The organism is Aeromonas sp. s7(2024) (genome assembly GCF_040907825.1).
GTDB lineage: Bacteria > Pseudomonadota > Gammaproteobacteria > Enterobacterales > Aeromonadaceae > Aeromonas > Aeromonas veronii.
Genome location: NZ_JBFOCM010000037.1, coordinates 37,513 through 61,070, shown reverse-complemented (window position 1 = coordinate 61,070; position 23,558 = coordinate 37,513). Strand labels below are relative to the sequence as shown.

The following is a 23,558-nucleotide window of genomic DNA, read 5'->3' as shown; positions in this document are numbered from 1 at the left end:
ACGGGAAACGCCCCGTCAGCCTCATGAGGCGGTCAACAGTCCGTCACCGCAAAACGGGATCAACCTGATGAGCCAAGTGACCTTTTACCTGATGAGCGAACAGGATGACGCGCAGGCCTCTGCGGTCGAGCGACTGGCCTGCACTCTTGCGGCCGAGTCGTGGGGCGCGGGCCATATCTACCTGTTCTGCGACGATGAAGCGCAGGCCCTGCGTCTGGACGAGCTGTTGTGGCAACTGCCGCCGGAGCGCTTCGTGCCGCACCAGTTGCAGGGCGAAAGCGGCATGGCCCCGGTGGAGATCGGCTATCAGCCACCGAAACGGCGCTACGCCCGCCTCATCAATCTGGCCACTGCGACACCTTTGTTTGCAGGACACTTCGCTCAAGTGGTAGATTTTGTCCCCACTGACGAAACACAAAAGCAGCAAGCCCGCGAGCGCTACAAGCACTATCGCCAGGCAGGCCATACCCTCGAAATGAGGGATCAGCCCGTCCTTGCCGCACCGGATCCGGCGCAGCCCTGACTGCAACCAATTGATCCATAAAGAATCAACACCAGACTCCATCCATCCAGATTACGGCGAGACCATGGAAAAGACTTTTAATCACAACGCCATCGAACAGGCGCTCTATCAGCACTGGGAAGCCCAGGGTTACTTCAAGCCCCACGGCGACACCAGCAAAGACTCCTTCTGCATCATGATCCCGCCGCCGAACGTCACCGGCAGCCTGCACATGGGTCACGCCTTCCAGCAAACCCTGATGGATACCCTGATCCGCTACAACCGCATGCAGGGCAAAAACACCCTGTGGCAGGCAGGTACCGACCACGCAGGTATCGCCACCCAGATGGTGGTTGAGCGCAAGATCGCCGCAGAAGAGGGCAAGACTCGCCACGATTACGGCCGTGATGCCTTCATCGACAAGATTTGGCAGTGGAAGGAAGAGTCCGGTGGCACCATCACCCGCCAGATGCGCCGTCTGGGCGACTCAGTGGATTGGGAGCGCGAGCGCTTCACCATGGATGAGGGTCTCTCCGCCGCCGTGCAGGAAGTGTTTGTCCGTCTCTACGAAGATGGTCTGATGTACCGCGGCAAGCGTCTGGTGAACTGGGATCCGAAACTCAACACCGCCATCTCCGATCTGGAAGTGGAGAACCGCGAGATCAAGGGCCACATGTGGCACCTTCGCTATCCGCTGGCCAACGGCGCCAAGACTGCCGAAGGCAAGGATTACCTGATCGTCGCCACCACCCGTCCGGAGACCATGCTGGGCGATACCGCCGTGGCCGTGAACCCGGAAGACCCGCGCTACAAGGCGCTGATCGGCCAGCACATCCTGCTGCCGCTGGTGAACCGTCTGATCCCCATCGTTGCCGACGAACACGCCGACATGGAGAAGGGCACCGGTTGCGTGAAGATCACTCCGGCCCACGACTTCAACGATAACGAAGTGGGCAAGCGCCACAGCCTGCCGATGATCAACATTTTCACTCTGGATGCCCACGTGCGTGCCGAGGCCGAAGTGGTCGACACCAACGGCAACCCGAGCACAGCCTACGACGCTGCCCTGCCGGCCGAGTTCGCCGGTCTGGAGCGCTTCGCCGCCCGTAAAGCGATTCTGGCCAAGCTGGAAGAGCTGGGTCTGCTGGACGAGATCAAGGATCACGTGCTGCAACAGCCTTACGGCGATCGCGGTGGCGTGCCCATCGAGCCGATGCTGACCGACCAGTGGTACGTGCGCGTGGCGCCGATGGCCAAGACCGCTATCGAAGCAGTGGAAGATGGCCGCATCCAGTTCGTGCCGAAGCAGTACGAAAACATGTACTTCTCCTGGATGCGCGACATTCAGGACTGGTGCGTCTCCCGCCAGCTGTGGTGGGGTCACCGCATCCCGGCATGGTATGACGATGCCGGCAACGTCTACGTTGGCCGCAGCGAAGATGAAGTGCGCGCCAAGCACAGCATCCCGTCCGTAACCTTACTGCGTCAGGACGAAGACGTGCTCGACACCTGGTTCAGCTCCGCTCTGTGGACCTTCTCCACTCTGGGCTGGCCGAACAACACCGAGGCACTCAAGACCTTCCACCCGACCGACGTGCTGATGAGCGGCTTCGACATCATCTTCTTCTGGATTGCCCGGATGATCATGATGACCATGCACTTCATCAAGGACGAAAACGGCCAGCCGCAAGTCCCGTTCAAGACCGTCTACATCACTGGCCTTATCCGTGACGAAGAGGGCCAGAAGATGTCCAAGTCCAAGGGCAACGTGCTGGACCCGCTCGACATGATCGACGGCATCTCGCTGGAAGATCTGCTGGAGAAGCGCACCGGCAACATGATGCAGCCGCAGATGGCCGAGAAGATCGCCAAGCGTACCGCCAAGCAGTTCCCGGAAGGGATCGATGCCCACGGTACCGACGCCCTGCGCTTCACTCTGGCCGCGCTGGCCTCTACCGGTCGTGACATCAACTGGGACATGAAGCGCCTGGATGGCTACAACAACTTCTGCAACAAGTTGTGGAACGCCTCCCGCTATGTGCTGATGAACACCGAAGATCAGGATTGCGGTTTTGCCGACGGCGAAATGCAGTTCAGTCTGGCGGATCGCTGGATCCAGTCCCAGCTGCAAGTGGCCATCCGTGACTTCCGTACCGCCCTCGATACCTACCGCTTCGACATCGCGGCTGGCGTGCTGTACGAATTTATCTGGAACCAGTTCTGTGACTGGTATCTGGAGCTGACCAAGCCGGTGCTGACCAAGGGTTCCGAGGCCGAGCAGCGCGCTGCCCGCCACACCCTCGTGACCGTGCTGGAAACCCTGTTGCGTCTGGCGCACCCGATCATCCCGTTCATCACCGAGACCATCTGGAAATCGGTCGCCCCGCTGGCTGGCGTACACGCCGACACCATCATGATTCAGGCCTTCCCGGAGTTCGACGCCGCCAAGGTGGACGAAGCCGCGATGGCGGATCAGGAGTGGGTGAAGGAGTTCATCGTCAGCATCCGCAACATCCGCGCCGAGATGAACGTGGCCCCGAGCGTACCTCTCAACGTGCTGCTCCAGTGCGATGCCAAGGATGCCCAGCGCGCCGCTGACAACGAGGCCTTCCTCAAGTCGCTGGCCCGTCTGGAATCTATCCGCGTACTGGCGGACGGTGAAACCGCCCCGCTGTCAGTGAAGAAGCTGATCGGTGCCACCGAGCTGATGATCCCGATGGCCGGTCTCATCGACAAGGATGCCGAACTGGCCCGTCTGGCCAAAGAGGTTGCCCGTCTGGTGGGCGAGTGCGGCCGTATCGAAGGCAAACTCGGCAACGAAGCCTTCGTCGCCAAGGCGCCGGAAGCGGTCATCACCAAAGAGCGCGAGAAGCTGGAAGATTACCGTCTCCAGCTGACCAAGCTGGAAGCCCAGCAGGCCGAAATCGCCGCGCTGTAAGCACCGCCCCAACCGATACAACAAAGCCCCCTGCCAAGGGGGCTTTTTCATATCCGCGCTTCCCGTTTCAGCTCACCAGCAGCCAGCCGCAAAAACCGAGATAGAGCAAGCCCACCAGTGCCAACCGCCCGGCGGTCATGGTTCCCTTTCTGAACCCCCACCAGAGCAACCCGACCGCCAGCAACGTCACCAGCGAGGAAGCCATCATGGCGCCATCCAGCAACCAGGGGGTAAAGAGCAAGCAGAACGCCTTGGGGATAGTGCCCTGGATCATCATGGCCCCGGAGATATTGGCCAGCGCCAGCCGGTTCTTGCCCTGCCGCACCCAGATCAGCACGTTCATCAGCTCCGGCATCTCGGTCGCCACCGGACTCAACAGCAGGGCTGCCAGCACCGGCGAGAGACCAAACAGCTCGCCCATGCTCTCCAGCTGATGGACAAACAGCTGGGCCGCCAGCGCTACCACCACCAACGCAGCCAGCGTCTGCAGCAACACCTTGCCAAGGGGCGGGATCCCGGCATCTGGGGCCAGCTTGAGGGGCTCCGGCAATTCGACTTCGTGGCTGTCAGCCTGTTTCAGCTCGCGCCTTACATAGACGAGGTAGACCAGCAGGAAGAGCAGGACCAGCCAGCTCTTGCCGGTAAAGGCGACCAGCCCCAGCGCAGTCGCCACCAGAAAGATGCCGATAAACCAGCGCTGATCCCGGCCAATCTCGCGCTGCACCTCGCCATCGATGGCCCGTTCGGTACGCCCCATGCAAAGCAGCAGGGTGAGGCCGACTGCCGCATAGCCGATGGTCGCCAACACCAGCGGCCCGCCAAGGGCGGCGCCAATGCCGATCTCCTGCTGGGCGGTTGTGTTGCCCATCAGCAAAGCGGTCAGGGTCACGATACACTCGGGTAGCGCCGTACCCAGTGCCGCCAGCAGCGAACCGGTGGCGCTTTGGGAGAGTTTGAAGTGGTGGCCGGTCCACTCGATGCCGTTGACGAAGTATTCGCAGGCAAGGTAGATGGTGACCGCAGAGACGAGAAATAACAGCAGGGTAATCAACATAATAGATACCGCCAGGCGAGCAGAATAACCGATGGACCCGACATGGCTCGCCCGGCTGGCGTGCATATCGAGGCCAAAGGTCTTGCAGAGCGATAGTGCCTATCGCCGCCCATGCCATGGATGCGAGGATCCAAGAGTGTTGACATGGGCCCGGCCCGGAATGCGGGCGGGTTGCTACTCCCCAATGACTGAGGGGACGTTTTAGCAACTCGACCACCGCCTCACAAGGCAAATTAATGACAACTCATTCAATAAGTTGTAAGGGAATGTAACCTCACCTGCGCACCCTCCCCGCCGCCATTGCGCTGTTGGCACACCGATTGCTGTAGGTAGTTCACTATCCACAACAGTTTGGGAAGGATGAACAATGAAACGGTGGATCCAACATTTCTATCAACTGAACCGCCTCAACTGGCTGATGGTCTGGTTGTTGCTCTGCTGCAGTATCATTCTGCTGTTTCCGGCCGGGCTGATGAAAGGGGCCGTCAGCCAGTGGGCTGCGGATCATGCGGCCTGGCTGGGAGTCGGCATGCTGATCGCCATCTCCTACTTCTGCAGTCAGGGCTTCCTGATCGCCTGGGAGTGGGCATGCGAAGAGTGGCAGGCGCGCCGTCAGCAGGACCAGCTGGCCCAGATGATCGGCTTCCTCGACTTCAACGAGAAGGCGGTGCTGCGCGAGTTCGTGCTGCAGCGTAAAAGCGTCATAAACTTGCCGATCACCGAACCCGCCGTCAAAAACCTGATGGATGCCGGCGTCCTCACCTACGCCTACGGCAAGCCGACCCGGGAGAAGGATGACGAGAACCAGATCCGCGCCCTGATGATCGCCCTGCCCGCCCGACCGCTGCTCACCTACAAGGTGCTGGGGCTGTCGCGCGGCAAGATGAGCGACGAGCAGGTGGAGCAGATCATGAATGCCAGACCCAAGTTCGCCCAGAAGGGGTTCCAGCGCTAACCGCCGCCCCATCCGCCAGATGCAAAAGAGCCGGACACTGTCCGGCTCTCTCGTTTCTGCGCGACGTTCTGTACCATCCCTTGCGTCTTGTTGTGCCCTACCCCTTGAGGCTGGAGCAAAAGCTGACATCGTCCTGCACCGGATCATCGCTCATGTTGTGATAGAGCTCGAAGCAGGGACCATTGCCAAACTCCAGCCCGGCAGCAACGATGTCGCCGATATGTTCCTGCCAACGCGGGCCATACTGGCTGCGGTCGGTAATAAGATAACGGGACTGGGCGTAACGACCGGCGGGAATAAGCTGGATCTCGACCGCTCCCATCCCCACCGTCCCCGCAGGCACCGTCACCCCGATGTCAGTGCGACACTGGGCTGGCGGGGTCACCTCGGGGTTATCGTGATAGATGAAGATCCACTCCCCACCTTCCAGACCGCGGGCGCTGGCCCACTGATGCAGCTGGCTGCAGACGGGGTCATATCCCTCGCCATAGGGGCCGGTGACACGCATATAGGCCAGAGTGCGGGCATCCATCTCGATGGTTTTCATGGTATTGCTCCTTGCTGATGAGTGACCCTCAGCATAAGGATTCGGCTGCACAAGTGCGTGTCCATCCTTGCTCATCAAGTGTCCATTCTTGCTCTTGTCGCGGCGAAACTCTCCCGGCGTGCAACCATAGTAACGGCGAAATACCTTGGCAAACGCCTGGGAGCTGGCGAGCCCCGCCCCCAACGCAATGGCCGTGACACTGGCATCGGTATAGCAGAGCTGCCAAGCAGCCCGCTGGATGCGCAGACGACGACACATCTCCCCGGGCGTCTCCCCCGCCACAGCCGTAAACACCCGGTGAAAATGGTAGAAAGACAAGCAGGCACTGCTTGCCAGCGTTTCGATGGAGAGATCGGGGTTCTGCTCCAGCGCCCGGATCACCGGGCGCAATCTGGCATGATAGTCGACCATACCGTTAGCGACTGGCGCCCCCCGCGACTCTGGCCATATAGAGTGCATCCACATAGCGCCCCTGGCGGAAGGCATAGTCACGGGCCAACCCCTCCTCGGTAAAACCGAACTTGCGATAGAGCGCCTGTGCGGCCTCATTGTCGGTATAGACGGTCAGCTCAATCCGGTGCAGGTTGAGCCAGTTATCGGCCAGATCCAGCGCCGCGGCCATCAGGGCAGAGCCCACCCCTTTGCCAGCCCAGTCATCCCGTACCCCCATACCGATACAGGCCACATGCTTGCGTCTCGGATTGGACTCAACCAGCAGGCCGTCGACCTCGGCGACCAGCGCCACCACACCACTCTGTTCCAACCGCTGTTGCCACAGCCCCAAGGTCGGAAAAGGCAGTTGCAAAGTGCCCGCCAGGGCATTGGGCATGGCATAGAGATCCCGCAAGGCGGGGGCATCGGCGGGTTCGGCATGACGGATAGTAATCTGCATATGAGGCTCCTTCTCGAAGCCACCATCATGCAATATCCGGCGCGGTTGCACATCCCCTACCCGTACCCATTTGTCGTGCCTATCAAAGGGCGAGGAAAGGCCCATTGGCCGAATACGGCGCAGATCCGTAGGCTGGCCCCATATCAACAAGGAGAGAAGCCATGACTGACAAGACCCTGCACAGCGCCAACGGCGCCCCCGTCGTCGACAACAACAACAGCCTCACCGCCGGTCCGCGCGGCCCCATCCTGATGCAAGACATCTGGTTGATGGAGAAACTCGCCCACTTCGACCGCGAGCGCATTCCCGAGCGGGTGGTTCACGCTAAGGGCTCGGGCGCCTACGGCACCTTTACCGTGACCCACGACATCAGCCAGTTCAGCAAGGCCGATCTGTTCAGCGCCATCGGCAAGCAGACGCCTGTATTCCTGCGCTTCTCCACCGTGGCCGGTGAGAAGGGCGCCGCCGATGCCGAACGCGATGTACGCGGCTTCGCCCTCAAGTTCTATACCGAGCAGGGCAACTGGGATCTGGTAGGTAACAACACCCCGGTCTTTTTCATCCGCGATCCGCTGAAATTCCCTGACTTCATCCACACCCAGAAGCGGGATCCGCGTACCAACCTGCGCAGCGCCACCGCAGCCTGGGACTTCTGGTCACGCCATCCGGAATCCCTGCATCAGGTCACCATACTGTTCAGCGATCGCGGCATTCCCAAGAGCCTGAGAGAGATGAACGGCTACGGCAGCCACACCTTCAGCTTTATCAACTCGGCCGATGAGCGCTTCTGGGTCAAGTTCCACTTCAAGACCGAGCAGGGCCACAGCTTCTACACCGATGAAGAGGCCGCCACCGCCGTCGGGCAGGATCGGGAGACCAGTCAGGCGGATCTGTTCAATGCCATCGAGCGGGGCGACTTCCCGCGCTGGAAGGTCTATGTGCAGGTGATGCCGGAGGCCGAAGCCCAGACTTACAACATCCACCCGTTCGACCTGACCAAGGTGTGGCCGCACAGCGACTACCCGCTGATCCCGGTGGGCGTGCTGGAGCTCAACCAGAACCCGGACAACTACTTCGCCCATGTGGAGCAGGCCGCCTTTACCCCGGCCAACGTGGTGCCCGGTATCGGCTTCTCGCCGGATCGCATGTTGCAAGGGCGACTCTTCTCCTACGGCGACACCCAGCGCTATCGCCTCGGCGTCAACCACGGTCTGCTGCCGGTCAACGCCCCACGCTGCCCGTTCCATCACGGCGCCCATCGTGACGGTGCCATGCGGGCGGACAGCAATGGCGGCGCCAGCCCCAACTATCAGCCGAACCGTTTCGGTACCCAGCAACCGAGCGAACAGCACGAACCGGCGCTGAGTCTGGAAGGGGCCGCCCTGCACTACGACTTCCGTGACTACGACAGCGACTACTACAGCCAGCCGGGTAACCTGTTCCGCATCATGGACGAGGGGCAGCGTTCACGGCTCGCCGCCAACCTGGCCCGATCCCTTGTCAATGTGGAGGATGACGCCATCGTCGCGGCCCAGCTCAAACACTTCGAGCAGGCCGACCCCGAGTACGCCAAACGAGTCGAACTGGCACTGGCCGCCTTGCAGCGCTAAGCCGCAAGCAGGCAACATCTGCAAAAGCAAAACGGGGGCCTGATGGCCCCCGTTATCGTGCTATTGACGGTGAGAAATAGAAATCGGAGCCCGAGGCTCCGTTTTTCAATGCAGTATCAATCCCGGACGGAACGCGCTTCGCGCTCTTCCCGCTCCCTTGCCAACAAGCGTTTGTACCACCAGCTACTGCGACGACGTTGTGCATTGGAAGAGCGACGAGCCATTTCTTAGGTTCCAGCCAAGAGAAGAAAGGAGCTGCATTATGCGACAGGGATCACGTCCATGTCTTTAGCTGGATCAAGAAAAGCCTCACTGACCCACGGAAATCGTCTTCTGATCTTTTGCTCCCCGGGTGGCAGGCAACACCACCGCAGGAGAGCGCCAGGCCAACGGGCCATTGCTCTCGAGGTCGTTCTGCGGGCCGCACTCCAGCCAGATATCTCCCTGCAGAATGCGGGCCCCTTCGGAATATTTCTGATCCGCAAACCAGCAGACCCGCTCGGGCAATGAGCCCAGCGGCAACACCAGCTCGGGACTGGCAGACTCGCCCACCACAGTGGTTTTGGACGCGGCCAGAGCGGGGGCGAGCCAGAGGGAAGCCAGCAGGCAGAGCAGTACATTTTTCATGAGGGGGATCCTGTTTCGATGGGAGGCACTCTCGAAGAGTCGACCAGCCCCGGGGTTTACTTGACTGACAATCATACTGCCTGCTGGCATTGTGGAACCAATATGGTAGCCTGCCAGCGCCTGCGGGCAGTCTCTCGCTGCCACGCGCAAACTTCCGGTGAATTTGTCACGCCCGGACAAAATATAACCTTATTTATCAAATCGTTATTTGGATATTATCCCAATGCGTATCATGCCGTTGCTTCAGGCGGCCTGCCTGAGCCTGATGTTGTCCGCCTGCGTTGCCCCATTGCTGATGATGAGCCCCACCAGTCAGCTGATGTGGGCCCTGCTCAAGCCGCTGGTCGGCTTTGACCCGAACGAGGTCAATCTGTTCGAACAACCCCTGATCAAGGACCGGATGACCGCCATCCTTGGCCCCAACTACGACAGCACCATGCAGTTGCTCAAGACTGCCGACAAGTTACAGCAGGAGGGGCCGCTTTTCTATGTGGTCTCCGAATATGCGCCCGTGCCGGATATCGCCAAGCAGGCGGGGATGGTGTGGAACTCGCAAACCAACCAGATGTCTGTATTGCTGCAAAAAGGGGATGGCACCACCCTGACCTTCGGCGAAAATCTGGCGGGCACGGCACCGACCTGGCCAACCGCCATGCAGGGCTGGCAGACCCCCACCAGCCAGCTCACCCCGGCGGCCAATGCCCTGACCGGGGCGGCGACCAGTCAGAGTAGCGCCTCCCCCTTCTCCCTTGGCAGCGCGCTGGGCACAGTGACCCGCGGCGTCACCGGCTCGCTGACCAACAGCGCCAGCCAGGCTATCAGCGGCGCAGCCGCAAACGCCACAGGGCAGGCTACCCAAGCGGTGAGCCAGAGCGCGACCGATCTGACTGGTAGTGCAACCACCGCTGTCACTGCGCCAGCCAAGCAAGCGGTGAGCAGCACCACCGCCACCGTGACACAAGAGGCCACCAAAGCCGTTGTCACACCTGCCAAACAGGCTGTCAGCAGCGCCGCTGCGACCGCGACCCAAGAAGCGACCAAGGCTGTGGCCGCTCCTGCCAAGCAAGCCGTCAGCAGCGCCGCTGCGACCGTAACCCAAGAAGCCACCAAGGCCGTTGCCACTCCTGTCAAACAGACTGTCAGCAGCGCCGCGGCGACCATGACCCAAGAAGCCACCAAGGCCGTTGCCGTTCCTGCCAAACAGGCCGTCAGCAGTGCCACAGCTACCGTGACACAAGAAGCTACCAAAGCAGTTGCCGCTCCTGCCAAGCAGGCCGTCAGCAGTGCCGCGGCGGCCGTGACACAGGAAGCCACCAAAGCCGTTGTCGCTCCGGCCAAACAGGCAGTCAGCAGTGCCGCCGCGACCGTGACGCAAGAAGCAACCAAGGCTGTTGCCGAACCAGCCCGGCAGGCCGTCAGTGCCGCCTCTCATACGGCCGGAGAGAGCATTGCCGATGCCGCCAGAGCGGCGGAGGCCAAGGCTCGCGCCAAGGCAGAGGCGGAGATGGAAGCCCTGCTGAAATAAACCGACAGGCCACCGCAAGGTGGCCTGTTTTTTATCCCGCTACCGGATCATGACGTTATGGAAAAGGCCACATAGACTGTTAGGTAACTACCCGCACAAGGAGTGCATCATGCGTCGTCTACTCCCTGCTCTCGCTTCTCTCGCCCTGTTTATCGCGCTCCCGGCTCCGGCACTTATCTACTATTCGGAACAGAACATGCCGCTCAATGGCCAGGATAAAAATGGTCAGCCTGTGGGGTTGGCGGTCGAGTTGCTGCGCCTGATGTGGCGTGAAATGGGAGAGCCGGAGCAACCCATCCACTTTCTGCCCTGGGCCCGCGGCTGGTATCTGCTGACCCAGCAGCAAGAGGCCGTGCTCTTTACCACGGCACATACCAAGGAGCGGGATCCCCACTTCCTCTGGGTCTGCCCCATCAGCCACTCCAGGGTCGCGCTGGTTGGCCGCAAGCAGGATGCCCCCAAAATAGCCAGCAAAGCGGATCTCGCCAAGCTGCAGATCGGTGTGATGCAGGCGGATGTCGGGGAGCAGTTGCTGCTCAACCGCGGGATCAGCCCGGGCAATATGATGTCGGTGGAGCGTATGGAGCAGGTGGTGCGCCAGCTCATCATGGCACGCACCGATCTGGTGGCGGGCAACGAGGTGATGTTGCGCCATCAGGCCAAGGAGCTGGGTTTCCCCAGCGAGGATTTTGCCACCGTCGCGATTCTTGAAGAGCAGGACAACTGCTTCGCCTTCAACCTGAGGGCAGACAAACAACAGGTTGCCCGCCTGCAACAGGCGCTGGACAAGGTCAGACAGGGGGATGAATACAAGCAGCTGGTGAAGCGCTACCAGTTGCTCAGTATCCTGCCCGAAACCAATCCCCCCATCCCGCGCCTCGAGTAAACCCGGCCCGCCCTATGGCGGGCTCTCTCTATCTCCCGCCGATGACGCCTGTGATGCCTCCACCGGCGCCGTAATGAGGTGGTTCAAAAAAAGAGTGAACAGCTCGGCCCGCGAGCCGAGTCGCAGCTTGTCATAGAGATGCTTGCGGTGATTCTTCACCGTGCCGCTGCCAATCCCGAGCGCTGCGGCAATCGCCTCCGTATCCAATCCCTGCAGCAGCAACTCCGCCACCTGCCGCTCGCGCCGGGTGAGCCGATCCCCCCCCACACTCGACATAGCCTGCTCCACCGCACTCCGGAGGCTGGCGCTGTCTGGCAGCGCAGTGCTCTGGGCCAACAGCGGCTGGCTCTGCCGCCACTGCTGGCGACAGAGCGAATGTACCAGCGGGAACAGCTGCTCCAGCCTCGCCAGCTCGTCACGGCTGAGGGTACTGCGCTTGTCGAGTCGCCCCAGAAACAGCATCAGCGTCAGCCCGTCCCGCACCGGCAGGATCAGCCCCACCTCCTCCTGCCAGCCGGTAGCCTGATAGAAGTGGTGGCGATATTCGGGATCGAGCCGCCCTTGGGAGACCTGCGCCAGGGTCCAGACGCCGGCAGGCAAGCCCTGCTCCAGCGCCTGCATAAAGGGATCCTGACTGAAGTGGCTGGTGAGGTAGCGGTCAAACAGCAGGGCCCGCTGATGATTGAGGTTGTCGTAGAGGTAGACGGGCCGCTGCCCCACCCCGAGCAGCAGGGCGCAATCAAACGCCACCTGTTGCTGGATCAGCCGCACCAGCGCCGCCGCAAAGGCGCTGCTGTGCAGGGCATCGACCACCTCGGTCATGCTGCGGGTCAAGGCATCTGTGGTTAATGGCTGGGTCATGGTGGCACGTTTCCGGTGACGGGGAGCGATTCCCCGCTATGGCTGAATGCTAGCACGAGAGTGGCAAAACTGTCCCTCAGGGGACATATCCGCCACCAGCCAGAACAGCGAGGATGACGACTTTTCCCCCTGCTGTTGGAGAACCCATGATCAACCCCCACCTGCTCGATGAACTGAGTCAGCGCGGCCTTGTGGCCCAGAATTCCGACCCGGCGGCCCTGGCCGATCATCTCTCCACCCCGCGCACCGTCTATTGCGGGTTCGATCCCACCGCCGGCAGCCTGCATATCGGTCATCTGGTGCCGCTCTTGATGCTGCGCCGCTTCCAGCTGGCTGGGCACACCCCGGTGGCACTGGTGGGCGGGGCAACCGGCCTTATCGGCGATCCCAGCTTCAAGGCGACCGAGCGCAGCCTCAACAGTGCCGATACCGTGCAGGGTTGGGTCGCCAGCCTGTCGGCCCAAATCAGGGCGCTGCTGCCCGCCGATGAGGGCCTGTCGGCCCCGCAACTGGTCAACAATGGCGACTGGATGGGGCAGATGTCCGCCCTCGACTTTCTGCGGGATATCGGCAAGCACTTCTCGGTCAACGCCATGCTGGCGCGGGAGTCGGTGCGCCAGCGGCTGGCCCGTCCGGATCAGGGCATCTCGTTCACCGAGTTCTCCTACGCTCTACTGCAATCCTACGATTTTGCAGTGCTGCACCAGAGGCTCGGCTGCACCCTGCAGATTGGCGGCAACGACCAGTGGGGCAATATCACCAGCGGCATGGATCTGACCCGTCGCCTCCATCAGGCGCAGGTACACGGCATGACCCTGCCCCTCATCACCAAGGCAGACGGCACCAAGTTCGGCAAGACCGAAGGGGGCGCGGTCTGGCTCGATCCGGCGCTCACCTCCCCTTACGCCTTCTACCAGTTCTGGCTCGGCACCGCGGATGAGGATGTCTACCGCTTCCTGCGCTACTACAGCTTTATGTCGCTGAGCGAGATTGATGCACTGGAGGCGGAAGACGCGAAGCGGCAGGGGCGCAAGCAGGCCCAGCAGGTGTTGGCGAACGAGCTGACCGAGCTGGTACACGGCAAGGCTGCGCTGGCGGCGGTGCAGCGCATCAGCGAGCTGCTGTTTAGCGGCGATGTGGCCCGCCTCGGCGAGAGCGATCTGGCCCAGCTGGCGCAGGATGGCATGCCGAGCAGCACCGTCAGCGGCGAGACGGATCTGGTCAGCCTGCTGGTCAGCTGCGGTCTGGCGAACTCCAAACGCATCGCCCGCGAGCTGCTGGCGGCGGGGGCCATCAGCCTCAATGGTGTGATCAAGCAGGATGAACAGCTGAGTGCCGATGATCGGCTGTTTGGCCGCTACCTGCTGCTGCGCCGGGGCAAGAAGCAGTATCACCTGGTGGAGTGGCAATAAGCCGCAGGGCGGGGAGTTCAGCCTCCCCGCCCGCACCCTGAATCCCTTTTGAATCCCGAGTTGCGATCCCCCTCACAGCCTCTCCCGTCAGCAGCCACCATACTGGCACCGGCGAACATGGAGTACGCCACACAATCTGTTCCTCACGAATCAACAAGGATGCTGATGATGAAGAGATGGCTTCTGGTGCTGCTCTGCACCCTGCCCATGCTGGCACACGCCAGCGGATACACCCAGACCCGCTACCCCATAGTGCTGGTGCACGGCCTGTTCGGTTTCGACAAGCTACTCGGGGTCGATTACTTCTACGGCATTCCCCAGGCCCTGAGCCGGGATGGTGCCAAAGTCTACGTGGCTCAGGTGTCGGCCACCGCCAGTTCGGAACAACGGGGGGAGCAACTGCTCGCCCAGGTTGAGCTGCTACTGGCGGCCACCGGCGCCGAGAAGGTCAACCTGATCGGCCACTCTCACGGCGGCCCCACCATTCGCTATGTCGCCTCGGTCGCCCCCGAGCTGGTCGCCTCCGCCACCAGCGTCGGCGGGGTCAACTACGGCTCAGAGATTGCCGATCTGGTGCGGGCCAATGCCGCCCCCGGCAGCGCCGCCGAGAAGCTGGCTGCCGCCGCGGCCCACGCCCTCTCCGGCATGATTTCACTGCTCTCGGGCGGGAGCCAGCTGCCGCAAGATCCGGTCGCCGCCCTCGATGCCCTCACCAGCAAGGGGGCCAGCCAGTTCAACCAGCGCTACCCGGAGGGGCTGCCCAGCCGCTATTGCGGCGAGGGGCCGATGCAGGCGACCAACGGCGTCTACTACTTCTCCTGGAGCGGACGAGGCAATCTGACCAATCTGCTGGATCCGGTGGATCCTGCGCTGGCGCTGACCGGCGCCTTCTTCAAGGAGCCCAATGACGGGCTGGTCGGGGTCTGCAGCAGCCACCTCGGCAAGGTGATCGGCACCGACTACCGGATGAACCATCTGGACGAAGTGAACCAGTCCTTCGGTATCCACCATCTGTTCGAGACCGATCCGGTCACCCTCTATCGCCAGCATGCCAACCGTCTCAAGGAGCTGGGACTATGAAGATAGCCACCCTGCTCGTCGTGCCCTGCGCCATCACCCTGCTACTTGGCGGGGTGTTGCTCTGGCCCACTGCACCGACGGCAGACTCATCACAGGCTCAAGCCAGCCAGCATGCACAGAGCCACCCGCACGATCCCGAGCAGGAGGCCGCCGATGTCCTGCAGGCGCGCTATCGCACCTTTGTCTCCGCCCAGAGCAGCCTGACGGTGCCCACCGAGATCTCCCTCGCCAGCTTGCAGATCCTGTTTGACGAGCGGGAGCAGCTGCGCCAGCAGAGCTTTACCCCGGCGGAGCAGGCCCAGCTGTTTACCGAGGATCGACTGATGGAGCAGCTGACCCTGCGCCGCAGGGCGCTGGCGGAAGCAAGAGACAGCGACAAGTCGCAGCTGGCCAGCGAGCTGGATCTCTGGCTGGCGGAGCAACCGGGCTGGTTTCGCGAGGCGGAGGCCAACAGCCGCCTGCTTGGGGAGTTGCAAGAGCTGGCGCAGATGGACCCGGCCAAACGGGAGGCTCTGCTGCTGGAGACGGGGGGGCCGGAAGCAGTGGATCGGATGCGCCAGCTGGAGCAGAACCGGCAAGGGTTCGAGGAGCAGCTCAGCGGCTTTCTGGCCGAGCTCAGACAACTGCCGAACGAGGCCCGGGCCGAACAGCAGCAGGAGCTGCTGGCCCGCTGGTTCGAGCCCGGACAGTGGCGCCGGGTCGAGGCGCTCACCCGGCTCAAGCTGGGGGAGCCACAAGCCGAATGAGAAGGGGGCCCGCGATGGGCCCCCTTGCTATTGCGCTTATTGCGGCTTGTTGGCCCCCGGCAGCGGCTGCCAGGTGAGGCGGGTTACCTGAGTGCCCTGCACCTCGCACTTGAGGCTCAGCTCCTGCCACCCCTTATCCTGACGCAGGGAGACCTCCCCCTCGATCCCCTGCTCGCCAATCTTCAGCTTATCCTGCTCGAAGATCACCTTGTCGCCGTGGGCGAGATCCATCAGTTTGCCGTTGCAGAGCCAGTGAGCGAGATCCGCCCCCTTCAGCTTGACGCCCCCCTTGGCCGCCTTCTGTTCGGCCGCGCTCACCACAAACAGCTTGCTCAGCTCGGCGGCCCGCTTGGTGAGCCACTCCTGACGCTGCAGCATGCTCATCTTGCTGACGAACTCGGCGGGCTGCCCCTTCTCGTCCAGCCATTGGGTCAGCTTGCCGCTGTCATCAAAGGCAAACTGGGCGGCGGGCTCTTTGACCCCGAACAGCTTGCCGCCCTTGAAGTAGTAGCGGCTCTCCCCTTCCAGCTTGCCCAGCTCGTTCATGATGGGCACGGCGATGATGACGGGGGTACCATCGATCCAGGCCTTGATATCGACGCCGTCATGGCTGAATTGACGGGTATCGAGGGCGCTCTCGGCCCCCTTCTCCATCAGGGTAAACTGCTCGGCGAGAGAAGCGGCCAGAGAAGGGAGGGCGCAGAATCCCAGGGTCAGCGCGATCGCTGTGTTGCGCATTGAGTTGTACATAACACTCCTGTGATGGGCCATCCGGCCCGTGGTTAACTCTCTGTCAGCCAGGCCCGCAGCCCTTCCCGGTGAGCATCGCTCAGGGGCAGGGATTGGCGGGCCCGGTAGTCGAAATGGATCAGGGTCGTTTCGGCGGTGACGGCCAGTTCGCCGCCCTGCCAAGCCTCCTGCCAGACCGTAAAGGAACTGGTGCCGATGCGGCGCACGCCGGTCTTGATGGTGACCGGCTGGCCGTAGAACAGCTCCCGTTTGAACTGCACTGTGTAGCCCGCGATGATCAGATGCCAGTTATGCACATCCAGATCGGGGGAGAAGATCCGGAACAGGGGATCCCGCGCCGATTCAAACCAGACCGCCGGCACCGTATTGTTGATATGGCCGAGGGCATCCGTCTCCTGAAAGCGGGGTTGGATCTGCATTTCCAGCATGGGTTGACTCCTTGTCTCTTTGTTTCTGTCCTTGTCCGTTCATGGGACATCAGTGGCCAATGGGTGGCCGCCGGGCATCACCAGCGGATCAGCATGTTACATGATACTGCTGGCCCAAGCACAGGGATGCCAGCGGCCCTGCGCGACCGGCCAGCGGGTGTCGCAGCGCGGTGGATTGTAGGGCTGCACAGAAAAGCGGGCAGTAAAAAGCCCCACACACCTAGGGTGTGCGGGGCTGATGCAGATAACCAAACGGCTCGGGGACTAGCCCAACAGATCGAAGCGATCCGCATTCATCACCTTGTTCCAAGCGGTGATGAAGTCACAGACAAACTTCTCCTTGTTGTCATCCTGGGCATAGACCTCGGCATAGGCGCGCAGCACCGAGTTGGAGCCGAACACCAGATCCACCCGGGTGGCCGTCCACTTCAGCGCGCCGCTGCGGCGATCGCGGATCTCGTAGAGATTGCTCGCTTTCGGCAGCCACTGGTAGCCCATGTCGGTCAGGTTGACGAAGAAGTCGTTGCTGAGTACCCCGACCCGATCGGTAAAGACCCCGTGCCCGGTACCGCCATGGTTGGTGCCGAGCACCCGCATCCCGCCGACCAGCGCCGTCATCTCGCAGGCGGTGAGCCCCATCAGCTGGGCGCGATCCAGCAGCAGCTCCTCCGCCGTCACCACATAGTCCTGCTTGAGCCAATTGCGGAAGCCATCGGCCAACGGTTCCAACACCTCGAACGAGGCCACATCGGTCTGGGCCTGAGTGGCGTCCCCCCGGCCCGGCGCAAACGGCACGCTCACCGTCACTCCGGCGGCCTGGGCAGCCTGCTCGATGGCGAGGTTGCCCCCCAGCACGATGAGATCCGCGACGCTGACGCCACTCTCGGCCGCCAGCTTGTCATAGACCGCCAGCACCTTCGCCAACTTCGCCGGTTCGTTGCCCGGCCAATCCTTCTGCGGCGCCAGCCGGATGCGGGCACCGTTGGCACCGCCCCGCTTGTCGGAGCCACGGAAGGTACGGGCACTATCCCAGGCGGTACTCACACGCTCGCTGATGGAGAGACCGCTGGCGGCAATCCTGGCCTTGACCGCCGCCACGTCATAATCGGCACGTCCGGCTGGCACCGGATCCTGCCAGATCAGATCTTCTGTCGGCACATAGGGGCCAACATAGCGGCTCTTCGGCCCCATATCCCTGTGGGTCAGCTTGAACCAGGCGCGGGCGAAGGCGTCGGAGAAGGCCGCCGGATCATCACGGAAACGCTCGGCAATCTTGCGATACTCGGGGTCGAATTTGAGCGCCATGTCGGCATCCGTCATCATGGGTTTGCAGCGGATCGAGGGGTCCTCCACATCTACCGGCATTTCCTCTTCGGCGATATTGATCGGTTCCCACTGATGGGCCCCCGCCGGTGATTTTTGCAACCACCAGTCGTACTTGAACAGCAGATCGAAGTAGCCGTTGTCCCATTGGGTCGGGTGGGTGGTCCAGGCCCCCTCGATGCCGCTGGTCACAGTGTTGCGGCCGATGCCGCGGCTGTGGTGATTGATCCAGCCCAGCCCCTGCTCCTCGAGGCTGGCCCCTTCCGGCTCGGGGCCGAGCTGTTTAGCATCGCCGTTGCCGTGAGCCTTGCCGACGGTGTGGCCACCGGCAGTCAACGCCACCGTCTCTTCATCATCCATCGCCATGCGGGCGAAGGTGACTCGCATATCTTGCGCGGTTTTCAGCGGATCTGGCTTGCCATCCACCCCTTCCGGGTTGACGTAGATAAGCCCCATCATCACCGCCGCCAGCGGGTTTTCCAGATCCCGCTCGCCGGAGTAACGACCGCCCGGCTTGCCGCTGGGCGCCAGCCACTCCTTCTCCGATCCCCAGTAGATATCCTTCTCCGGGTGCCAGATATCCTCGCGGCCAAAGGCGAAGCCGAAGGTCTTGAGCCCCATGGACTCATAAGCCACGGTGCCCGCCAGAATGATCAAATCGGCCCAACTGATCTTGTTGCCGTACTTCTTCTTGATGGGCCACAACAGGCGACGGGCCTTGTCGAGGTTGGCGTTGTCCGGCCAGGAGTTGAGGGGGGCAAAACGCTGGTTGCCGCTGCCGCCACCGCCGCGGCCATCGGCGATGCGGTAAGTCCCGGCCGAGTGCCAGGCCATGCGGATCATCAGGCCGCCGTAGTGGCCCCAGTCGGCGGGCCACCACTCCTGACTGTCGGTCATCAGGGCGGTCACATCCTGCTTGAGGGCCGCCATATCGAGCCCCTTCAAGGCTTCCCGATAGTTGAAACCGGCCCCCAGCGGATTGGTCTTGGTATCGTGTTGGTGAAGAATGTCGAGGTTGAGGCTCTTCGGCCACCACTCCATTCTGGACGTCTCGACGGAGGTGGTTCCCCCGTGCATGACCGGGCATTTTCCTGCGGAACTGTCTGAATTATTGCTCATCGTTTTCCTCATTTGCTCTGCTGTCCATAACCTGAAACAGCATGGCACAGAGGCGTGACACAAACTGTGCAGCAGCGGCCGATTTACGGATCTTTCGCGTAAGCGGCCACGGAACGCCCGTCAGCCGCGACAGAAATTGGACGAACTATGGCGCCTCTGCGAGCTGATGGGGCGGCTCGGGCCGCAGCCAGGCGCTGCGAAAATCGAACCAGCCGAGCGCTGTCATCCGCACCCCGTGCACGCCGACCCGGCTCTCCAGCTCCAGCCAGTGGTGAAACAGCGGCACAAACCAGCTCTGCTGCTGCACAGTTGCCAGCAGGGCGCGGGGGCCGGGCTCCTCACCGCTGGCCCGCCACTGCATCAACCCCTGCCACAACTCATGCTGACTGCCCCACACCTTGCGCAGCAACGGGGTGCCCTGCAACCAGGCGTAGGGGGCAAAGGGGCCGGCATGCTCGAGGTTGAGGGTACCGAGCCAGAGATCCACGTCTTCATCCTCGCCACTCACCCAGCGACCGTAATCCAGGGTGCGCACCTCGAGCCGGATCCCCTGTTCGGCCAGCAGGCTGCTCATGGCGTTGGCGCACTCGTTGAACTCCAGATGCTGGTTGAAGCAGGCAAGCACCAAGGTCGTCGGCAACTGCGCCGGTCTGGGCAAGGGCGCGGGCAGCGCTTCGCGCCAGTGGGGCAGCAGGCCGAGTGCACTGGTCCAGCCCCGTTGCAACTCGGGGGCGACCCGCCCCATCAGAGCCACCGGACTGAGCAACTGGCCGAGCCACTGGCGCAGGACGGGATCCTGCAAGGATCCGGAACGATCGTCCTGCAGCAGGAAGTAGCAGCCCGACTCCAGCTCCGACTCGCCGCGCATGGTGCCGAGCTCGGGGCTGTCGCGCCCAAGCTGCAGGTGGGTCTCCAGCCGCTCCGCCAGCTCCGGCAGCATCCAGATATCGATCTCGTCGAGCAGGGCGCGCAGGCCGAAGTAGTCGTCAAACGCCGCAAGGCAAAGATGCAGGGGATCGTTGGCGGCCACCCGGTAAGGACCGGTGCCCACCGGTTGCAGGGCAAAGCCCGCCTCCCCCTTGAGCTCCCGCGGCAAAATGGTCGCCACCGGCTCCGCCAGCAGGTGGGGCAGCCAGGGATCCGGACTGTCGAGATAGAGATCCAGCGTGCGCGGCCAAGGGCTCTCCAGCCGAGTCAGATGGGAAAACAGCGGCCGATCCCGCAGGGCCAGCAGGCTCTCCATCACATCCTCCACCACCAGCTCGCGACCGTGGTGAAAACGAACCGCCGGACGCAGGTAAAAGCGCCAGTGACAGGGGCCCAGACACTCCCAGTGGTGGGCGAGATCCCCTTCGATTTCCCCATTTTCCTCATTTCGCCGGGTGAGGCCGTTGAAGATCTGGCGGCTCAGGTGAATTTCGGAGCGGCGCATCGGGCCGGTGGGCAGCAACTGCGGCAGCGGCCGGTAGTAGGGCACCCGCAGGATCTGGCGCCCCTCGCGGGTGGCCTGACCGAGCTGTTCGATCAGCAACGGAGTGAGCAGATCGAGGCGATCTTCGGCCAGCCGCACCGCCTGCGCCAACTGGCCCTGACTGAGCAGATCCCTCAAGCGGCGCCGGGTCAGGCTCTCCTGACTGTCGAGCAGAGTGAGCCGGGAGCGCCGCCCCCGCCCCGCTTCCGCCGACCAGCTGAGCCAGCCCTGATCCTGCATCCGCCGCAGCAGCAGGCGGGCGTTGCGCGGGGTGCAGCAGAGCAGATCCGCCACCTCGGCGAGGCTGATCTCCCGCTCGTCGCTGCCAAGCAGCTGGGCGAGTCGTTGAAATTGCTGGTAGAGGCGACCGGTCGGCATAAAAGAGGAAATCCTGTTGCTATAAGTCATCAGTTTTTACTTCCGCATTTTAGCTCAATACTGCTGATGAACGTGAGAACCACAGTAGAGGAGCACCATCATGAGCCACGCCAACCCCCTCAAACCGAACCGGATACAGCAGACCTTGCGCCGTTACTTCAAGCGGATCCTGCCGCGCCCGCTGGCGCTCATCGAGGATCCCATGCAGCAGCTCAACCGCCTGATGCAGTGGGATATGAACCAGATCGATGACAAGGAGTATCGCCGTCGCCTCTGAGCACGGCAGGCCTGCCCGCCACTCGGGACACGCATCCCCTGCGGGCGACATTGCTTTGCCGGATCTTGCTGTTTACATCGGCCACGGGCCTGATAGATTGGACGTCTATCCATCTATAACTGCCATAAGCAACATCCAACAAGGAGTGTGTGATGAAAGATGCGACCCTGGCCCTGCACCACGGCTTTTCCAACGACCCCACCACCAAGGCGGTCGCCGTGCCCATCTACCAGACGGTGGCCTACGAGTTCGAGAGCGCCCAGCACGGGGCGGATCTGTTCAATCTGGCGGTGCCGGGCAACATCTACACCCGCATCATGAACCCCACCAACGATGTGCTGGAGCAGCGGATGGCCGCGCTGGAAGGGGGGATCGCCGCGCTGGTGGTCTCGGCAGGTTCCGCCGCCATCACCTACGCCATTCAGGCGCTGACCGCCGCCGGTGACAACATTGTCTCCACGCCCCAGCTCTATGGTGGCACCTACACCCTGTTCGCCCACATGCTGCCGAGTTTCGGGGTCGAGGTGCGCTTTGCCAAGGATGACAGCGCCGAAGCCATCGCCGCCCTGATCGACGACAAGACCAAGGCGGTCTACTGCGAGAGCATCGGCAACCCGGCGGGCAACATCGTCGATCTGGCCGCGCTGGCCAAGGCAGCCCACGCCCGCGGCGTGCCGCTTATCGTCGACAACACGGTCGCCACCCCGGTGCTGTGCAAGCCCATCGAGCACGGTGCCGACATCGTCGTACACAGCCTGACCAAATATGTCGGCGGCCACGGCAACTCGCTGGGTGGCGTCATCGTCGACTCGGGCAAGTTCCCCTGGGCGGATCACGCCGAGCGCTTCCCACAACTCACCAAACCCGAGCCCTCATACCACGGGGTGGTCTATACCGAGGCCTTTGGCCCCGCTGCCTTTATCGGTCGGGTACGCACCGTGCCACTGCGCAATACCGGCGCGGCGCTGGCGCCGATGAACGCCTTCCTGCTGCTGCAAGGGCTGGAGACTCTGAGCCTGCGCATGGAGCGCCACGTCGACAACGCCCTGCGGGTCGCCCACCACCTCAAGCATCACCCCAAGGTGGCCTGGGTCAGCTACGCCGGTCTGCCGGGTCACCCGCACTATCTACTGGCGGAGAAGTACATGGCCGGTCGCCCCTCGGCCATCCTCTCGTTCGGTCTGAAGGATGGCTACGAGGCGGGCGTGCGCTTCTACGATGCGCTGAAGATCTTCAAGCGGCTGGTCAATATCGGCGACGCCAAGTCGCTGGCCTGCCACCCGGCCTCCACCACCCATCGCCAGTTGAGCGAGGAGGAGCAGGCCAAGGCCGGGGTGAAACCGGAGATGATCCGGCTGTCGGTCGGGATCGAGGCGATCGAGGACATTCTGGCGGATCTGGATCAGGCGCTGGAGGCCTGAGTCAGTCAACGAGGGAGCGGGCATCAGCCCGCTCTTTTTTAGCCATCGGTGAACCGCCCCCCTCGCCTGCTCGTATACACCATCCTGCCACCGAATCGAGGTCGTTATGATAGTCCTGCACCACCTGAACAAATCCCGCTCCCAACGCATCATCTGGCTGCTCGAAGAGCTGGGCCAGCCCTATGAGATCAAGGCGTATCAGCGCGATGCCACCACCTTTCTGGCACCGCCCGAGCTAAAAGCCATCCACCCCCTCGGCAAGTCGCCGGTCATCGAGTTCGACGGCCGGGTGCTGGCGGAATCAGGCGCCATCACCGAGTACCTGATCGCCCGCTACGCCGCCGAGCGGCTGGCACCGGCACCAGATAGCCCGGAGTATCCCGAATATCTGCAGTGGCTCCACTTTGCCGAGAGCTCCGGCATCCTGCCGCTGCTGCTCGACATGTTCGTGCGCAAGGATGGCAGCCCGATGCGCTTCCTGCCGGACTACGCCAAGGCGGAGTGTGCCAAGGTGCTGGGCTACCTCAATGAGGTACTGGCGAATCGCCACTATCTGGTGGGGGATCGCCTCTCCGGCGCCGACATCATGAACTCCTTCCTGGTGGATCTGCTGGCTCAAAGCGGCCAGCTGGCCCACTTCCCGCACCTGCAAGCCTACTGGCAGCGCCTCAATACCCATCCGGCCCGTCAGAAGGCCATGGAGCTGGAGCGCGAGCTGGATCAGCGCCCCTGATTCGAATCGCCATCATGCAAAAC

General features: G+C 62.4%; 21 protein-coding genes and 1 riboswitch. Of the genes, 12 read left to right on the top strand and 9 right to left on the bottom strand.

Annotation, left to right across the window (positions count from 1 at the left end; all coding sequences use genetic code 11):
- The first annotated feature begins 67 nt into the window (after window positions 1-67).
- Together AB5Y73_RS16840 and AB5Y73_RS16835 are read left to right on the top strand one after the other, a co-directional pair.
- A complete protein-coding gene (locus tag AB5Y73_RS16840; protein WP_005336425.1) occupies window positions 68-523 on the top strand; it encodes a DNA polymerase III subunit chi in 456 nt (151 codons plus the stop codon).
- 64 nt (window positions 524-587) lie between these two features.
- Window positions 588-3,440, top strand: coding sequence for a valine--tRNA ligase (locus AB5Y73_RS16835; protein WP_107684380.1), 2,853 nt, complete (start codon window positions 588-590; stop codon window positions 3,438-3,440).
- Window positions 3,441-3,507: 67 nt separating this feature from the next.
- Here the strand turns inward: AB5Y73_RS16835 and AB5Y73_RS16830 are convergent, their stop codons facing one another.
- Window positions 3,508-4,494: a sodium:calcium antiporter gene (locus AB5Y73_RS16830; protein WP_181294944.1), complete on the bottom strand. Its 987-nt coding sequence runs from the start codon at window positions 4,492-4,494 to the stop codon at window positions 3,508-3,510.
- Window positions 4,495-4,582: 88 nt separating this feature from the next.
- A riboswitch (yybP-ykoY riboswitch) is annotated at window positions 4,583-4,689 on the bottom strand.
- A 172-nt stretch (window positions 4,690-4,861) separates the two neighbouring features.
- On the opposite strand from AB5Y73_RS16830, the gene AB5Y73_RS16825 reads away from it, so the two are divergent.
- The gene (locus AB5Y73_RS16825; protein WP_005336432.1) at window positions 4,862-5,449 is read left to right on the top strand and encodes a superinfection exclusion B family protein; all 588 of its coding nucleotides are present in this window, start codon (window positions 4,862-4,864) and stop codon (window positions 5,447-5,449) included.
- A gap of 97 nt (window positions 5,450-5,546) precedes the next feature.
- Here AB5Y73_RS16825 and AB5Y73_RS16820 read toward each other — a convergent pair whose 3' ends face one another.
- Together AB5Y73_RS16820 and AB5Y73_RS16815 are read right to left on the bottom strand one after the other, a co-directional pair.
- Window positions 5,547-6,407, bottom strand: coding sequence for a GyrI-like domain-containing protein (locus tag AB5Y73_RS16820; RefSeq protein ID WP_107684382.1), 861 nt, complete (start codon window positions 6,405-6,407; stop codon window positions 5,547-5,549).
- 4 nt (window positions 6,408-6,411) lie between these two features.
- Window positions 6,412-6,888, bottom strand: coding sequence for a GNAT family N-acetyltransferase (locus AB5Y73_RS16815; protein WP_107684383.1), 477 nt, complete (start codon window positions 6,886-6,888; stop codon window positions 6,412-6,414).
- A 161-nt stretch (window positions 6,889-7,049) separates the two neighbouring features.
- Between AB5Y73_RS16815 and AB5Y73_RS16810 the strand changes: the two genes are divergently transcribed.
- A complete protein-coding gene (locus AB5Y73_RS16810) occupies window positions 7,050-8,498 on the top strand; it encodes a catalase (protein ID WP_107684384.1) in 1,449 nt (482 codons plus the stop codon).
- Window positions 8,499-8,807: 309 nt separating this feature from the next.
- Here AB5Y73_RS16810 and AB5Y73_RS16805 read toward each other — a convergent pair whose 3' ends face one another.
- Window positions 8,808-9,125 carry a YnjH family protein gene (locus AB5Y73_RS16805; RefSeq protein WP_021231798.1) on the bottom strand — a complete coding sequence of 106 codons (318 nt, stop codon included), beginning with the start codon at window positions 9,123-9,125 and terminating at the stop codon, window positions 8,808-8,810.
- A gap of 223 nt (window positions 9,126-9,348) precedes the next feature.
- Between AB5Y73_RS16805 and AB5Y73_RS16800 the strand changes: the two genes are divergently transcribed.
- Both AB5Y73_RS16800 and AB5Y73_RS16795 read left to right on the top strand, forming a co-directional pair.
- A complete protein-coding gene (locus AB5Y73_RS16800; RefSeq protein WP_107684385.1) occupies window positions 9,349-10,650 on the top strand; it encodes a hypothetical protein in 1,302 nt (433 codons plus the stop codon).
- 109 nt (window positions 10,651-10,759) lie between these two features.
- Window positions 10,760-11,536, top strand: coding sequence for an ABC transporter substrate-binding protein (locus tag AB5Y73_RS16795; RefSeq protein WP_107684386.1), 777 nt, complete (start codon window positions 10,760-10,762; stop codon window positions 11,534-11,536).
- Window positions 11,537-11,548: 12 nt separating this feature from the next.
- On the opposite strand, the gene AB5Y73_RS16790 is transcribed toward AB5Y73_RS16795, so the two are convergent.
- The gene (locus AB5Y73_RS16790; protein WP_107684387.1) at window positions 11,549-12,397 is read right to left on the bottom strand and encodes a helix-turn-helix transcriptional regulator; all 849 of its coding nucleotides are present in this window, start codon (window positions 12,395-12,397) and stop codon (window positions 11,549-11,551) included.
- A 146-nt stretch (window positions 12,398-12,543) separates the two neighbouring features.
- Here AB5Y73_RS16790 and tyrS point away from each other — a divergent pair, with 146 nt between their 5' ends.
- The 3 genes from tyrS (at window position 12,544) to AB5Y73_RS16775 (ending at window position 15,635) form a co-directional block, all read left to right on the top strand.
- Window positions 12,544-13,809 carry a tyrosine--tRNA ligase gene (tyrS, locus tag AB5Y73_RS16785; RefSeq protein ID WP_107684388.1) on the top strand — a complete coding sequence of 422 codons (1,266 nt, stop codon included), beginning with the start codon at window positions 12,544-12,546 and terminating at the stop codon, window positions 13,807-13,809.
- 168 nt (window positions 13,810-13,977) lie between these two features.
- Window positions 13,978-14,889, top strand: a complete 912-nt coding sequence (locus tag AB5Y73_RS16780; protein WP_005355232.1) for a triacylglycerol lipase — start codon at window positions 13,978-13,980, stop codon at window positions 14,887-14,889.
- Window positions 14,886-15,635, top strand: coding sequence for a lipase secretion chaperone (locus tag AB5Y73_RS16775; RefSeq protein ID WP_107684389.1), 750 nt, complete (start codon window positions 14,886-14,888; stop codon window positions 15,633-15,635). The genes AB5Y73_RS16780 and AB5Y73_RS16775 overlap by 4 nt, the downstream gene beginning before the upstream one ends.
- Before the next feature lie 36 nt (window positions 15,636-15,671).
- Here the strand turns inward: AB5Y73_RS16775 and AB5Y73_RS16770 are convergent, their stop codons facing one another.
- The 4 genes from AB5Y73_RS16770 to sgrR form a co-directional block, all read right to left on the bottom strand.
- Entirely contained in the window at window positions 15,672-16,373 is a 702-nt protein-coding gene (locus AB5Y73_RS16770) for a hypothetical protein (RefSeq protein WP_181497713.1), read from the bottom strand.
- A 44-nt stretch (window positions 16,374-16,417) separates the two neighbouring features.
- Complete coding sequence (locus tag AB5Y73_RS16765; protein ID WP_005336457.1) at window positions 16,418-16,813, bottom strand: thioesterase family protein; 396 nt, start codon at window positions 16,811-16,813, stop codon at window positions 16,418-16,420.
- A 264-nt stretch (window positions 16,814-17,077) separates the two neighbouring features.
- A complete protein-coding gene (gene katG, locus AB5Y73_RS16760) occupies window positions 17,078-19,255 on the bottom strand; it encodes a catalase/peroxidase HPI (RefSeq protein ID WP_107684390.1) in 2,178 nt (725 codons plus the stop codon).
- A gap of 145 nt (window positions 19,256-19,400) precedes the next feature.
- The gene (sgrR, locus tag AB5Y73_RS16755; protein WP_162895432.1) at window positions 19,401-21,104 is read right to left on the bottom strand and encodes an HTH-type transcriptional regulator SgrR; all 1,704 of its coding nucleotides are present in this window, start codon (window positions 21,102-21,104) and stop codon (window positions 19,401-19,403) included.
- Window positions 21,105-21,204: 100 nt separating this feature from the next.
- Here sgrR and AB5Y73_RS16750 point away from each other — a divergent pair, with 100 nt between their 5' ends.
- From AB5Y73_RS16750 to AB5Y73_RS16740, 3 genes are all read left to right on the top strand, one after another.
- Window positions 21,205-21,381, top strand: a complete 177-nt coding sequence (locus tag AB5Y73_RS16750; RefSeq protein WP_101323416.1) for a hypothetical protein — start codon at window positions 21,205-21,207, stop codon at window positions 21,379-21,381.
- Between the two features lie 152 nt (window positions 21,382-21,533).
- Window positions 21,534-22,802, top strand: coding sequence for an O-acetylhomoserine aminocarboxypropyltransferase/cysteine synthase family protein (locus tag AB5Y73_RS16745; RefSeq protein ID WP_064339193.1), 1,269 nt, complete (start codon window positions 21,534-21,536; stop codon window positions 22,800-22,802).
- A gap of 106 nt (window positions 22,803-22,908) precedes the next feature.
- Entirely contained in the window at window positions 22,909-23,535 is a 627-nt protein-coding gene (locus AB5Y73_RS16740; protein ID WP_162895431.1) for a glutathione S-transferase family protein, read from the top strand.
- The last annotated feature ends 23 nt before the right edge of the window (window positions 23,536-23,558 follow it).